The sequence below is a fragment of the Paenibacillus monticola genome, from assembly GCF_009664975.1.
In the GTDB taxonomy this organism is placed as follows: Bacteria; Bacillota; Bacilli; order Paenibacillales; family Paenibacillaceae; genus Paenibacillus_AQ; species Paenibacillus_AQ monticola.
In genome coordinates this window covers 1-12,785 of sequence record NZ_WJXB01000003.1, presented here as the reverse complement: position 1 = coordinate 12,785, position 12,785 = coordinate 1, and the positions used below count along the sequence as shown (strand labels likewise).

Annotated in this window: 15 protein-coding genes and 1 pseudogene; 11 read left to right on the top strand and 5 right to left on the bottom strand. The window is 43.5% G+C overall.

The genetic code is table 11. The features are described 5' to 3' along the window. Positions 1-14: 14 nt before the first annotated feature. Positions 15-596, bottom strand: coding sequence for a LysE family translocator (locus GJB61_RS09140; protein WP_154118221.1), 582 nt, complete (start codon positions 594-596; stop codon positions 15-17). A gap of 168 nt (positions 597-764) precedes the next feature. On the opposite strand from GJB61_RS09140, the gene GJB61_RS09135 reads away from it, so the two are divergent. Further along, complete coding sequence (locus GJB61_RS09135) at positions 765-1,640, top strand: AraC family transcriptional regulator (protein ID WP_154118220.1); 876 nt, start codon at positions 765-767, stop codon at positions 1,638-1,640. A gap of 85 nt (positions 1,641-1,725) precedes the next feature. Here the strand turns inward: GJB61_RS09135 and GJB61_RS09130 are convergent, their stop codons facing one another. Then, entirely contained in the window at positions 1,726-2,373 is a 648-nt protein-coding gene (locus GJB61_RS09130) for a TetR family transcriptional regulator (RefSeq protein WP_229521580.1), read from the bottom strand. Positions 2,374-2,457: 84 nt separating this feature from the next. On the opposite strand from GJB61_RS09130, the gene GJB61_RS09125 reads away from it, so the two are divergent. Next, on the top strand, positions 2,458-3,300 hold the full coding sequence (locus GJB61_RS09125; RefSeq protein ID WP_154118219.1) for an SDR family oxidoreductase: 843 nt from the start codon (positions 2,458-2,460) through the stop codon (positions 3,298-3,300). A 144-nt stretch (positions 3,301-3,444) separates the two neighbouring features. Here GJB61_RS09125 and GJB61_RS09120 read toward each other — a convergent pair whose 3' ends face one another. Beyond that, positions 3,445-3,900: a DinB family protein gene (locus GJB61_RS09120; RefSeq protein ID WP_154118218.1), complete on the bottom strand. Its 456-nt coding sequence runs from the start codon at positions 3,898-3,900 to the stop codon at positions 3,445-3,447. A 179-nt stretch (positions 3,901-4,079) separates the two neighbouring features. Between GJB61_RS09120 and GJB61_RS09115 the strand changes: the two genes are divergently transcribed. The 3 genes from GJB61_RS09115 (at position 4,080) to GJB61_RS09105 (ending at position 6,147) form a co-directional block, all read left to right on the top strand. After that, positions 4,080-4,823 carry an SDR family oxidoreductase gene (locus GJB61_RS09115; protein ID WP_154118217.1) on the top strand — a complete coding sequence of 248 codons (744 nt, stop codon included), beginning with the start codon at positions 4,080-4,082 and terminating at the stop codon, positions 4,821-4,823. A 71-nt stretch (positions 4,824-4,894) separates the two neighbouring features. Beyond that, the gene (locus GJB61_RS09110) at positions 4,895-5,803 is read left to right on the top strand and encodes a helix-turn-helix transcriptional regulator (RefSeq protein ID WP_154118216.1); all 909 of its coding nucleotides are present in this window, start codon (positions 4,895-4,897) and stop codon (positions 5,801-5,803) included. Between the two features lie 14 nt (positions 5,804-5,817). Beyond that, positions 5,818-6,147, top strand: a complete 330-nt coding sequence (locus GJB61_RS09105; RefSeq protein WP_154118215.1) for a nucleoside triphosphate pyrophosphohydrolase family protein — start codon at positions 5,818-5,820, stop codon at positions 6,145-6,147. A gap of 88 nt (positions 6,148-6,235) precedes the next feature. Here the strand turns inward: GJB61_RS09105 and GJB61_RS09100 are convergent, their stop codons facing one another. Beyond that, positions 6,236-6,811, bottom strand: a complete 576-nt coding sequence (locus tag GJB61_RS09100) for a TetR/AcrR family transcriptional regulator (protein ID WP_154118214.1) — start codon at positions 6,809-6,811, stop codon at positions 6,236-6,238. A gap of 204 nt (positions 6,812-7,015) precedes the next feature. Between GJB61_RS09100 and GJB61_RS09095 the strand changes: the two genes are divergently transcribed. The 6 genes from GJB61_RS09095 to GJB61_RS09070 all read left to right on the top strand — a co-directional run bounded on the left by GJB61_RS09095 (position 7,016) and on the right by GJB61_RS09070 (position 11,320). Further along, positions 7,016-7,756, top strand: coding sequence for an SDR family oxidoreductase (locus GJB61_RS09095; RefSeq protein WP_154118213.1), 741 nt, complete (start codon positions 7,016-7,018; stop codon positions 7,754-7,756). A 272-nt stretch (positions 7,757-8,028) separates the two neighbouring features. Then, positions 8,029-8,439 (top strand): DUF1801 domain-containing protein, encoded by a 411-nt coding sequence (locus tag GJB61_RS09090; RefSeq protein ID WP_154118212.1) that lies wholly within the window; start codon positions 8,029-8,031, stop codon positions 8,437-8,439. Positions 8,440-8,558: 119 nt separating this feature from the next. Further along, a complete protein-coding gene (locus GJB61_RS09085) occupies positions 8,559-9,500 on the top strand; it encodes a ketopantoate reductase family protein (protein WP_154118211.1) in 942 nt (313 codons plus the stop codon). Positions 9,501-9,604: 104 nt separating this feature from the next. Next, a complete protein-coding gene (locus GJB61_RS09080; protein ID WP_154118210.1) occupies positions 9,605-9,895 on the top strand; it encodes an ArsR/SmtB family transcription factor in 291 nt (96 codons plus the stop codon). A gap of 20 nt (positions 9,896-9,915) precedes the next feature. After that, positions 9,916-10,392 carry a DinB family protein gene (locus GJB61_RS09075; protein ID WP_154118209.1) on the top strand — a complete coding sequence of 159 codons (477 nt, stop codon included), beginning with the start codon at positions 9,916-9,918 and terminating at the stop codon, positions 10,390-10,392. Positions 10,393-10,429: 37 nt separating this feature from the next. Next, positions 10,430-11,320: a ketopantoate reductase family protein gene (locus GJB61_RS09070; RefSeq protein WP_154118208.1), complete on the top strand. Its 891-nt coding sequence runs from the start codon at positions 10,430-10,432 to the stop codon at positions 11,318-11,320. Between the two features lie 153 nt (positions 11,321-11,473). Here GJB61_RS09070 and GJB61_RS09065 read toward each other — a convergent pair. After that, positions 11,474-12,785: pseudogene (locus GJB61_RS09065) on the bottom strand (IS1182 family transposase); the annotation flags it as partial.

Here is a 12,785-nt window from a genome sequence, read left to right as displayed (position 1 = left end):
CCACCTCTTTAGCTCTATAGGATTCCCGATACCATCATTGCCGAATAAACCAGAAATAGCGCCATCAGGGTGTTGATCACTTTTTGATGATTGTGTAGAAAGCTTCGAAAGACTGCGCCAAATACAACCCAGGTCGTAAAGGCTAGAAATCCGATGATGGTGATGATTATAACAAACACGAGCGATGCAAGTGAAGAAGTATAGTAGGGCATAACATAGCTCGGTATAACCGTTAGCGTGAACAATAATACCTTGGGATTTACAAATTGCATTAGCAAGCCTGAGACAAAATTGGCAGTTTGTTTAGGTTTGGTTTCCGCGGAACTCATTCGATAGATTTGATAGGCTAGGTAAAGCATATATACACTGCCTATGATCTGCATGACGCTCAGAATATTCGGAATGACCCCGGCAAGCATATGATTAAGCATAGCAGAAGCGGCAAGTAACAGGCCAAAAGCAATCGTGGCTCCACCTACATATTCCATTGCCTTTTTTGTGCCAAAATGATGCACGGAAGATAAAATAACAATATTGGTAGGTCCGGGCGTAAATGTAACCACAATACAATAGATGAAAAAGGACGTTATATTCATGATGACCTCCAGTAAAAGTAGTCACATGAATATACACCTAATATTTTGAATGCTTATAGTATATTATTGCGGCAGCATAAGCGGAAGTCCCGTCTTTATTGTGCATGAACTATCGGACTAGTATCCAAAATTGCTGTTATTCTAGTTCTGAGGAGAGGCGGGCAGGAAATGAACTTACTTGAAAACATGAATAATGCATTATGCTACATTGAAGACAATCTTACCAATGAAATTGACTATAAGGAAGTGGCAAGACGAGCTTTATGTTCCGAATATCATTTTAAGCGAATGTATTCATTTCTAGCTGGTATTTCACTGTCAGAATATATTCGCCGCAGGCGCCTGACGCTGGCTGCATTTGAGCTTCAAAGAAGTAATTTAAGGATCATCGACATCGCCTTGAATTATGGATACAGTTCACCAGACGCATTTACTAAAGCGTTCCAGCTCTTTCACGGAGTTACACCCTCAGAAGCAAGAGTCACGGGACAACTACTAAAAGCCTTTCCTCGAATGACTTTTCAGTTGAGCATCAAAGGAGGTAGTGAAATGAATTACCGTATTGAGGAAAAAGAGGCTTTTCGTATCGTTGGGTTCCACAAGAGAGTTCCCATTCAATTTGACGGAGTGAATCCAGAAATTGCTGCGATGTGGGAAAGCCTTGATCTGTTGTCAATCACTCGACTTAAGCAGCTTTCGAATGTTGTTCCCTTGGGTTTGCTAAGCGCATCCACGAACTTTCCCGAGAGTCGGATGGAGGAAAAAGGAGAGTTGGATCATTACATCGGTGTGGCTACAACACTGGAATGTCCAGAAGGTTTATCGCAACTGGATGTTTCCGCATCCACTTGGGCAGTATTTGAAGCGGTCGGACCTTTTCCGGGTACGTTGCAAGAGATCTGGGGGCGGATTTATTCGGAATGGTTCCCATCCTCTAATTACGAACAAATGGAGGGACCGGAAATTCTCTGGAATGAGAGTAAAGATGTAATGTCCCCCACATTCAAAAGCGAAATCTGGATACCCGTTACGAAAAAGTTGTAGAAGTAAAACAAGCCGGACACGGATGTGTCATTTGCTCCGGCTTGTTTTATTTGGTTGGGTGCAGGTATGGAAGTTATCAAGAAAGTTATTGTTCGTGCTTCTCCGTATCGCCTTGTGTGATCAGTTTGACCGCTTCAGCGATACTGTTCCTCAACTCGTCAGGATTCTTCGTAGAATCCGGATCAAGTGACGGGCCAAAGGGATTAGACGCCGTCCAAGCCGTAGCGAGCGCCATAATGGCGGTAAGGAGAAAGCCCGGAGCGAAGGTCTTGTTCACCTGACCCGCGTTTTGCGCCTGTAGCAACGCCGCAACTTTCAGATCATGAATGGTGCCGCGTTCGGCTGGACTTTCTGTCTTTTGTTCCAGACTGGACCACGCCATTAGCCGTATCAAATCGGGATTCGTCATCGCAAAATTGAACACACGCGTCGCATACCCTGGGAGATCATCGGGCGTGAAGGGGAGTTCCTCGTACACCCGCGTAAGATGCTTTTGAAGGATGGTGCTGAAAAGTGTCTCTTTATTATCAAAATAGATGTATATCATATTCTTGTTACATCCAGCCGTCTTGGCAATGCGATCGACCCGCGCGCCAGCAATGCCATAAGCGGAGAACTCCGCCATGGCTGCATCAAGAATCCGTTCTCGCGTCGCTTCGGCATTCCGCATCAAATCATCCTCACCTTCTACATTCTGTGTATAGTATCTTGAACACATTGTATCATTTGACAAACTGGTTAGATAGATATAACATATAACTAACCAGTTAGTAAAGTATCTGAATAACTGAAAACCTCAAGAAAGAAGGATTGAAAAATGACACAACGAACTTGGCTTATCACTGGTGTAAACAGCGGCTTCGGGCGCCACATGACCGAGCAACTTCTAGCACGTGGTGACCGTGTCGCCGGTACCGTTCGCAAGATGGATGCCATGAACGATCTCAAAGCGCAATACGGTGACCTCTTGTGGCTCGCCCATCTCGACGTGACAGACACACCGGCAATTCATCAGGTCGTGAATAAGGCGTTCACTGATCTTGGCAAGATCGATGTCGTAGTCAACAACGCTGGGTATGGTCTCTTTGGTGCAGCCGAGGAGATGACGGATGACCAAATCCTCCACCAGATCAACACCAACCTGATTGGCTCGATCCAGGTGGTACGTGCCGCCCTTCCGCATCTGCGTACGCAGGGCGGTGGCCGAATTATCCAACTCTCTACTGTGGGTGGCCAGGCCGCGTTCCCTGGCGGATCGCTCTATCACGCAGGCAAGTGGGGGATCGAGGGCTTCATTGAGGCAGTTGGGCAAGAAGTAGCTCCGTTTAACATTGGCTGTACACTCGTTGAGCCCGGCGGAGCACGAACTGAATTTCGCTATGGAAGTTCCCAGCTTGCACCGAAGATTGATGCATACGATATATCTCCCGCAAGCATGGTGCGACGGATAATTGAGGAAGGTACAAGTGTCTCCCTCGGCGATCCCGCCAAAATGGCCAAGATCATGATCGATAGCGTCGATCAACACCCGGCACCTAAGCGAATTGCGCTTGGCAGCGACTCTTATACGACGATTCACAAAGCACTCACCGAGCGGCTCGCGAATTTGGAAGCGCAGAAGGATCTTGCCTTCTCAACGGACTTCCCGGCGAACGCCTAACGGGGAGACTTGCCTCTTCCTCAAGGATGAGCTTCACGTGGACGAACTCATACGATGCCAATTACACTAAAGGAAACAGCAAAAGAGATGCCTAAATAGGGCATCTCTTTTATTGTGGATATTAGGTTGTTCTGATGCTCACGCTTATTCCAAATTACACTTGTTGATAAATTGCATAATCTGTTCTTTGTGTACATTGTCATGGACAACAAATTCCTCAATTAAGAAAGCAAGAGAATAGTTCAATTGTGCATTATATAGAACATCCGGCATTTCTACAAGCTGAGCAACAAGCTTTTCTCTGGTTCGAATGACTTCTTCAATCAATGCTGATTGTGTAATTCCTGATTTGGCATAAACAGCTGCCTTTCGATTGTAAGTATCAATATTTGGGAAGCTAATCTCTTTACCTAGTCTAACGAAGGGAAGGATATGTGTGAGGATGTGATTATCCCAATTCATAATGTGAGAAACCATTTCGCTAATCGACCATTTTCCTTCTGACATAGGTTTAGTCCATACCTCGGTATCCAATTGCTTTAATGTACTAACCCACGGAATAAAGGCTTGGAAATTTAAAATGTCATTATTTTTTGGCATACACTATCGCTCCATTTCTAATAAATCCTCTTCATTCGTACTTGCTAATTTAGTATACGACTTGTAATTTGACGGCATCGTGTCATATTCGAAAGTTTTTATAATATGACCCATCGTAGTCATATTATGAATTGTATAGTAAGAAAGCAATTACAGATTCCTTTAAGGGGCGATAACATATGGAGAACTTGAAATCTAAAGTGGTCATTATAACTGGAGCATCCAGCGGAATTGGAGAAGCTACCGCTAAGCTTTTGGCACAAAGAGGTGCAAAGGTAGTGTTGGCTGCAAGAAGAGAGGATCGTCTGCAAACCCTAGTGAAAGACATTGAGGCAGAAGGCGGTAAGGCTGTTTATATACGTACTAATGTAGCTTCATTTGCAGACATGCAGAAGCTTGTACAGTTTGCATTGGAGCAATATGGCCGTATCGATGTTCTGGTGAATAATGCTGGAGTTATGCCGCTTTCTCAGCTGAATGAACTAAAAGTCCAAGAGTGGGATCAAATGATTGATATTAACATCAAAGGCGTTCTGTATGGCATTGCCGCTGTATTGCCGACGATGAGGGAACAGCAAGCGGGGCATATTATCAACCTTTCCTCCATGGCAGGGTATAGTGTGAGTCCGACTTCATCGGTATATAGCGCGACTAAATTTGCCGTCAGAGCGATATCAGAAGGGCTGCGCCAGGAAGAATCCCCGGCCTCTCATATTCGCTCCACGATCATCTCTCCAGGATTGACGGAGAGTGAGCTGACCAATGGAATTAGCAATCCTGAAATCAAAGCTTGGGTAGGTCAAGCCAACCAATTGGCCATTTCTCCATATAGCATCGCTAGAGCGATTGCCTACGCCATTAATGAACCCGATGATACAGGAATCAATGAGATCATTATTAGACCGACTCTACAACCTTCCTGATAGTCGTCTCTTTTTGGGGTAGGGTTAAAATGTCAGCCTATGGCGTATAATGTTGAATTGAGGTGGTATGTATGCCGATCAGCCGACATTTCGAAATTATTTATCTACTCCTGCAAAAGAAAACTTTGACTGCAGCCGAATTTGCTGAACATTTCGAAGTTTCCACAAGAACAATCTATAGAGATATTGATACCTTAAGTGCGGCTGGCATTCCAATCTACAGCAGCAGAGGAAAAGGCGGCGGAATATCATTACTGGACAGGTATGTCTTTAATACCTCTTTGTTATCGGAGTCAGAGCAGAATGATATCTTGATGGCTCTTCAGAGCTTAAGTGCCATAAAACTTCCTGACACCCATGACGTACTGGATAAGCTGAGCAGGTTGTTTAAGAAAGATATGAATAACTGGATTGAAGTGGATTTCTCGAAATGGGGAAGTGGAGATCAGCAGAGAGAGCTGTTCCCGCTCTTACGACAAGCGATAATCGCCCATCACCTCATAGAATTTCGCTACTATAATTCAGCGGGCGAACAGAGCCAGCGCAGCGTTGAGCTTCTTAGGCTGCTGTTTAAAGATAAATCCTGGTATTTGGAAGGACATTGCCGTAACAGCGACAGTTCCCGGGTGTTTAAGATCAGCCGCATGAAGGAGATTGTTGTTACCGAACTCGTTTGTGATCCAAGACCGGTGGTGACGTTTGCAGATGCCGAGGAGAACGTAATGCGTAACGCAATCGAAGTGACATTGCGGATTGCAGCGCAAGGGGCATATCGGATCTTCGATGAATTTGCGGAGCATACGATTACGCGTAATGAAGATGGTAGTTACAGCATCACAGAATATTTCTCTGAAGGCAATTGGCTGGACAGTTATCTGCTGTCTTTCGGAGTTCTTCTAGAAGAGGTTAGGCCCGAATATTTACGGACAAGAATATTGGCTCAATTAGACACAATAAGAAATAAATTAGGTGGGAATTAAAAAGGAGAGATAATATGAGTACAACGAAAATTGACTTAACTGCAGCAACTGAGCGCGCTATGCACGTGCGCAGACTTTATCATCAACTCGAACAACAGAGCCTCGGACGAGAATGGACTATCGAAGAGGATATGCTTGGTTTCTTCACCGACGTTGGCCTCGTTGGCCGCCAGGTCATGGCCGCAGAAGGCACATGGGGCAAAGGCGGAGATACAAGGGCCGAGCTCAAACATAAGCTCGTGGAGTCCCTCTGGTGGATTCTAGTCCTGTCCGACCGCCTGGGTGTAGATATCTCGGGTGCCTACACCTCATTTATCGACAAGCTCGACACAGACCTCGTATAGAGTGTTTAATTATCGCATATCAAAAAGGTAACTCCAGATCGTATGGAGTTACCTTTTTTTAAAATATAAGAGTTTATAAGCCTATCAGTCACTGAGGGTGAATATCATTACGTTCAAACAATTTCCATAATTGTTCCGCCATATACTGCGGGGAATGAGGCATTTTATGCAGAATCCACCACTCCACTGTGCCCACGAAAGCCGAGGCTATAAATTGTGTGATTAATTCCTGATCCATTCCTTGATTGATGCCTTGCATACCAACCTTCACTTGGATGCTATCTACAATGTTCTGCTGCATCCGCTCCCGAAAGGCGAAGGTTCTTCGATTAGAAAGCATGGAAGAAAAAAATAGGTAGTTCTCCTCGAAATAAGTAAAGGCTGGCTTCAGCGCACGGATCAGATCTAGATGTTCATGAGTCGAGCCGCTTGCTAGACATGAAATAAACATTTTGTTTAAATGATCATCTATACATTTATTAAGCAGATCATATTTATCGGTGTAATGAAGATAGACGGTTCCCCGGTTCACATTAGCCCGTTCAGAAATATCATTAATGGTGATTTGTTCGAGTTCTTTTTCGGAAAAAAGCTCCAGAAACGCCTTATTAATAGCTTCTTTTGTTCTTAGGATTCGTCTATCTATCTTCGTTACAGTCTCCATTCTTATATAGCCTCCTCCAGTTAATGAACAATTCTGCTGCAGATGTTGTATATGAAACAAAAGGGTATACATTAGCGATTGAATTAACTTATCTACTCTATATAATAATAATCAACAACAGTTAAATAATCAACTTAAGTTAGATATCGAACGATTGTTGTATAGTAAAAAGTTATTACAAATTCCTTAAAGGGGCGAAAAACATTGAAAAACTTAAAATCAAAGGTAATTATTATTACGGGAGCCTCCAGCGGAATAGGAGAAGCTACAGCTAAGCTATTGGCTCAAAACGGCGCAAAGGTAGTACTGGCCGCAAGAAGAGAAGATCGTCTGCAAACCCTTGTGAAAGTTATTGAACAGGAAGGCGGCGAAGCCGTATATTTACCCACTAATGTAGCTTCATCAGAAGATATGCAGAAGCTGGCGCAGTTTGCCTTACAGCAATATGGCCGTATCGATGTGCTTATCAATAATGCCGGAATAATGCCGGTTTCAATGCTGAATGAACTGAAAGTCCAAGAGTGGGATCAAATGATCGACGTGAACATCAAAGGCGTTTTGTACGGAATTGCTGCTGTATTGCCAACCATGAGGGAACAGCAATCAGGACATATTATCAACGTTTCCTCGGTTGCAGGTTATAGTGTAACTCCACTTTCATCGGTATACAGCGCTACTAAATTTGCCGTTAGAGCGATTTCGGAAGGGCTGCGCCAGGAAGAATCTCCGGCCTCGCATATTAGATCTACCATCATTTCTCCAGGAATGACGCAATCTGAACTAACTCATACGATTAGCAATCCTGACATTCAAGCTATGGTACAACAAATGACCGGTATTTCCATTTCTCCATACAGTATCGCCAGAGCGATTGCCTACGCCATTAATGAGCCCGAAGATACCGGAGTCAATGAGATTGTGATTAGACCGACAGTTCAACCCTAATACAACGCTGTTTCAAAAGTGCGAATCGTCCTCTACATGTTCAACATGTAAGGGCGATCTTTTTGCGTAGAATTCACACGAGTGATGAAGTGGTTTTGGTGTTGAGATGTTAGATCCACGTATGTCAATTGGAATGTACGTATAGCTTCTTGAGTACCTTCAGCAATTTTTTATCTTTGGTGCACTTCCTTTCAGTGAGTAATAGCAGATTTCTTACTCGATATTATTTATAATAAAATGAGAATGAATTAAGGGTGAAAGGATGAGAGTGGATGAAAGCAAATAAGGATGAGTCCGGTCATGAACAAGTCATCGAATTTCTGAACAGTCTTGACCACCCACAGAAAAATGAAATTGAAGAAGTTCGCAAGATTATTTTAAACGTTAATGAAAATATTACAGAACATATCAAATGGAATGCACCAAGCTTTTGTTATCATAATGAGGATCGTGTGACCTTTAATTTGCAGGGAAAAGGATTTTTTCGTCTTATCTTTCATACAGGTGCCAAGGTTATAGAGCGAGTAGAACAAAGTCGGCTATTTGAAGATACTACTGGGCTATTAGAGTGGGTTACTAATGATAGAGCAATTGTAAAATTGAAGGATATGAGTGATGTTGAGTCTAAGAGAGCGGACCTTGTGGAAATAGTCGGCAGGTGGATAGAAGTCACGACTGTATAGCCCGAGGGTTATAAAAGAAATTGACAATCAAGGAACTACGCTATACAATCAATTCGATACTTATCGAAACGTAATATTATTATTAAATTTAAAACAAACAATCAGGAGGTTCATTGTAAATGAGAGTATTGGTCTATGGCGCTGGGGTTTTGGGAAGTTATCTTGCCCATGTGTTGGTGCGGGGTGGCAATGACGTAACTATGCTGGCGAGAGGACGGAGGGTGGATGAACTGCAGAATGACGGACTTGTCATTCGTCATTATTTTCAGCTTCGCACTACGGTTGATAAGGTGAATGTGATCACAGAGTTGCAGCCGGAGGACATCTTTGACCTTATCTTTGTAGTGATGAAATATCCGGATTTTCAGGCAGTCCTACCTGCTCTTGCTGCGAATCACAGCAGACATGTGGTTATCACTGGGAATAATGCGAGTCCCGGTGAGATGTTGAGATATTTGCAGGATAACAGTCCTGTGGAGAAAAAGGTAGCGTTCGCTTTTCAGCTTAACGGTGGATGGAGGGAGAGTGGCCGGATGATCAGTGTGCGTGGTCCAAAAGTGCAAATGGCAATCGGTGGTCTGGGCGAAGAGTTATCCTGGAAATCGGTGATCAATCAAGCCTTTGTTAAGACCAAATATAAACTGACCTATTATAAGGATATGGATGAGTGGCTGAAAAGTCATATGATCATGGTTTTGCCGTTAAACTTCCTCGCTCCAGCCAGTAACGGCAATTTGCGCCAAGCCGCAAGAAACAAGAAACTCCTGAATCAGGCGATTGATGCTTTAGATGAGGGGCATCAGGTATTAGAAACACTTGGGATTACGATTACACCTGCAAGTCAATCACAGTTGGTGCGGGATAAGCGGAAGATGTTCTACATAGGGCTGCGAATTATACTGGCGACCCCGTTCGGTAGAACTCTCTTGAGTGATAAGGCGGTGTCAGCAGATGAGATGTCAGCGCTACATCATGCTTTTAATGAGTTGAAGCAACGGGCGAATATACCGACACCTAACTGGGATAAGCTTCAGAAATATGCTCCATATTTGCAGGACTGATTGTATAGGTTCATCCTTATAAAAATTGACACGCACTCCAGGCTACGCTAGAATTATTTGATAATTATCGAATAATGAAATTGTTGGATTGGGGTTGCTCAACATTGGATACCAAAAAAATGGCTAAAATCTTTAAAGCCCTATCGAATGAGAATCGGTTGGAATTATATTTAAAAATTGCAGAGTCACATGAAACCAGCTTTGAAGCTGGGGGTGGACTTTGTGTTGCAGATATCGTCTCATGCCTGAATATTGGTGCCCCGACCGTTTCGCATCATATCAAAGAATTGGTGAATGCAGAACTCGTGACCACGGAGAAAAAGGGGAAGTTCCTGATCTGCAGTGTGAATAAAGAAATGGTTGCGGAGATCACTGAGATGTTGGCTTTACGATAGTAAGAAAGGGGACAGCAGAGATGGAGCATGAAGTATTGGCGAATCAGCTGTTAGCGAATGCGAATGATCCGAGTTGGTATGTACCGTTCACGGAAGCCGTTCAAGGCTTGACCCAGGAGGAAGCTGGGTGGAAGGTCAGTGAAGACACCAACAGCATTGCCGAACTCGTGCAGCATCTGCTGTATTGGAATGAAACGTGGCAGATCCGGTATAAAGAATGTGATGTGCATGCGGTACCGCCCGTGGGCAGTAATGACAGTACTTTCACCGTTGTACAAGATAAGCCGTTCGATGCACTTCAAAAACAACTGTTAACAGTTCTGTTGTACTGGCAGGAAATTCTAACGCAAGAACAATTGGCAACCGACGTTCCCGGCATCCCCGGGAGTAAGTGGTGGGAAGTCGTAGGGAATGTGACAACGCATAATGCTTATCATATTGGGCAGATTGTTTTGATTCGGAAGGTACAGAAGAGTTGGGTGCGTAGGACTAAATAGAGGCAGATTAAAGGGCTCGAAAAATGGGGGTGATTTTATGTCAATAAAACAAAATAGAATTTTAATTTTTGGTGCAGGGGTTATAGGGAGCGCATACGCAATCAAATTCATTGAAGCAGGGATTGACGTTACTCTGTTTGCACGTTCGAATAGATTTAAAACATTGCAAGAAAATGGCCTGCAATATAATGAAAAAGGTGCGGTTAAATCTATAAAAGTAAATGTCATTGATACGCTTGAAAATGATGATGTATATGATTTTATTTTCGTTACCGTTCGTTACGATCGATCCGAATCAGCGTTGTTAGCCCTAAAAGACAATCAAAGCCAAAATATTGTTACGATGATTAGTAATTCAATTGGATTTTCTTCGTGGCTAGATATTGTAGGAGATAGACTTTTACCCGCTTTTCCCGGTGTTGGCGGTCAGATTAAAGATGGGATTTTGTATGCTCGATTTCCACCAAAGGTTCTAATGGCTGCTGTGTTTGGAGAAATTAGTGGTTTGGTGACAGAACGAGCAGAAAACCTCGCGAAATTATTTAAAACAGCAAAACTTCCCTACGCAGTTAATAAGGATATGAAATCGTATCTAATAACACATTCAGTATCGGACATTGCAATGCTTAGCATATTAATGGACGAAAAAACAGCTAGAACCAGAAAAACGGCACACAAAATAACATTCACTTTAAAAACGTATTTAAGGGCAATACAAAAAGCTGGCGTTGCTATTAATCCATTTGCATATAAAATTATGCTTAGGTGTCCAAACTTGATTTTGGATTTGTTCTTTATGATATGGCTACGGACTAAAATGGTGAAGGATATGATGTTGCCAGATTATGCGAATAGTGCAAACAATGAAATTATGCAGCTGAATAACGATTTATTGAAGTTCTTAAGTCAAAATGATGTCAGACCATAAGAACGAAAAAGCTCTCGTGAATTTCGAGGCCACTGAAAAACATGGCCTTCTCGGAAGATTGGAAACAAACATATCCAAAAGACGACATTCATTCGGATCATGGCGAATGAATGCCGTCTTTTTAAGATGTATTGTTGCTGGGCTAATCCCTTCTCAGCTCATGAGCTTCAAAATCCGTTTCAAATTCACTGCAAATATCGCCATTGCTCCTTGAATTTCCATGCCAATCAGACCCGAGGTAGATGAAACATCGTACCCGTGTCTGTGCTTGAGTTCACTATTTTTAGCTTCAATCTTGTACCGCTCCTTGGCTTTGGCTTTAAAGGCTTCGCTTTCTTGAAACCTTGCCTGCTCCAGATGCTCGTGGCTCATTATACTTACTGAATAGGTTTTGCTCTTTGACCCTTCTTTGTAGCAGTCTTCGCGCAGTGGGCACCGTTTGCATTTCTCAACGTCAAAATAATAGGTGTCCGTCTGGTTTCCCCCCCGTCCTTTCTTTCCCTGCCGCGCTCGACGAATGGCCAGATGGCCAGCCTTGCATACATACCTTCCCGCATCTTTATTGAATTCGAATTCGTCCTCTTTCTTTCGGTTCCCCTGTGTAATCAAAGGATTTAATTTGGAAACGAGCTCGATTTCGTTTTGAGCACTGTAGGACAGATTGTCTTTTTCTGAATAGGCCGTATCTCCAATGACGGTTTCACCTGCATCCCTGCAGCCTTACTTTTTTCAATCAGCGTTTGGAGCTGTTTCCCGTCATTTTGTTCGCCCGTCGTAACCGTCGCTGCTGTAATTATTCGTTCTTCACTCATGGCGATATGGGTTTTGTATCCGAAAAAAGAAGAGTCTGCACTTTTGTGTCCCACTTTGGCATCCGGATCGGTAGAGGTTTGCAGATGCTCCACATCATCGGCGACCGTTTCTTTCAGCAGGTTTAAAGGCTCGCTTACCTTGGGAAGTCCCGTAAACCGTCCATCCTGCTCAATCACCGCAACCAACCGCTGGCAATATTCGATTTCATCCTCAAGGACATCCGTAGCCGGCTTGGACGAAAAAACATTTTTCATTGACTCTTCTATACTGTAGATCACTTTACGTACCTTTTTGGAGCGTTCTCGCAGCACTTCTTGCGGGGTCTTTTGGGTATAGCGCGCTTTGGTATGAGTCGAGTCCACAATAATGGTTTTGCTGCGAATGACGCCTTTTTCAATGGCGATTTCCACTGTTTTGCCAATGAGCAGATCGAGTAACTTCATATCTTTCAGTCGCAGCTTGCGAAACTTGGTCAACAGACTGGGGTCAATGACCCCTTCCTCCGGAGCCATATGTAGGAAAAACTTGAACGACAAGTCGGTTTTAGAGCGTTCCACCAGATCGACGTCGGACAAGTCAAAGATGGATTTGAGCAATAGATATTTAAACATTCGGACCGGGTCCACCGCGGTTCGACCGTTATCGTGGCAAG

Bases quoted from the DNA above. Each gene is read 5' to 3' on its own strand.
- GJB61_RS09140 (WP_154118221.1), bottom strand. From the start codon at position 596: ATGAATATAACGTCCTTTTTCATCTATTGTATTGTGGTTACATTTACG.
- GJB61_RS09135 (WP_154118220.1), top strand. From the start codon at position 765: ATGAACTTACTTGAAAACATGAATAATGCATTATGCTACATTGAAGAC.
- GJB61_RS09125 (WP_154118219.1), top strand. From the start codon at position 2,458: ATGACACAACGAACTTGGCTTATCACTGGTGTAAACAGCGGCTTCGGG.
- GJB61_RS09120 (WP_154118218.1), bottom strand. From the start codon at position 3,900: ATGCCAAAAAATAATGACATTTTAAATTTCCAAGCCTTTATTCCGTGG.
- GJB61_RS09115 (WP_154118217.1), top strand. From the start codon at position 4,080: ATGGAGAACTTGAAATCTAAAGTGGTCATTATAACTGGAGCATCCAGC.
- GJB61_RS09110 (WP_154118216.1), top strand. From the start codon at position 4,895: ATGCCGATCAGCCGACATTTCGAAATTATTTATCTACTCCTGCAAAAG.
- GJB61_RS09105 (WP_154118215.1), top strand. From the start codon at position 5,818: ATGAGTACAACGAAAATTGACTTAACTGCAGCAACTGAGCGCGCTATG.
- GJB61_RS09100 (WP_154118214.1), bottom strand. From the start codon at position 6,811: ATGGAGACTGTAACGAAGATAGATAGACGAATCCTAAGAACAAAAGAA.
- GJB61_RS09090 (WP_154118212.1), top strand. From the start codon at position 8,029: ATGAAAGCAAATAAGGATGAGTCCGGTCATGAACAAGTCATCGAATTT.
- GJB61_RS09085 (WP_154118211.1), top strand. From the start codon at position 8,559: ATGAGAGTATTGGTCTATGGCGCTGGGGTTTTGGGAAGTTATCTTGCC.
- GJB61_RS09075 (WP_154118209.1), top strand. From the start codon at position 9,916: ATGGAGCATGAAGTATTGGCGAATCAGCTGTTAGCGAATGCGAATGAT.
- GJB61_RS09070 (WP_154118208.1), top strand. From the start codon at position 10,430: ATGTCAATAAAACAAAATAGAATTTTAATTTTTGGTGCAGGGGTTATA.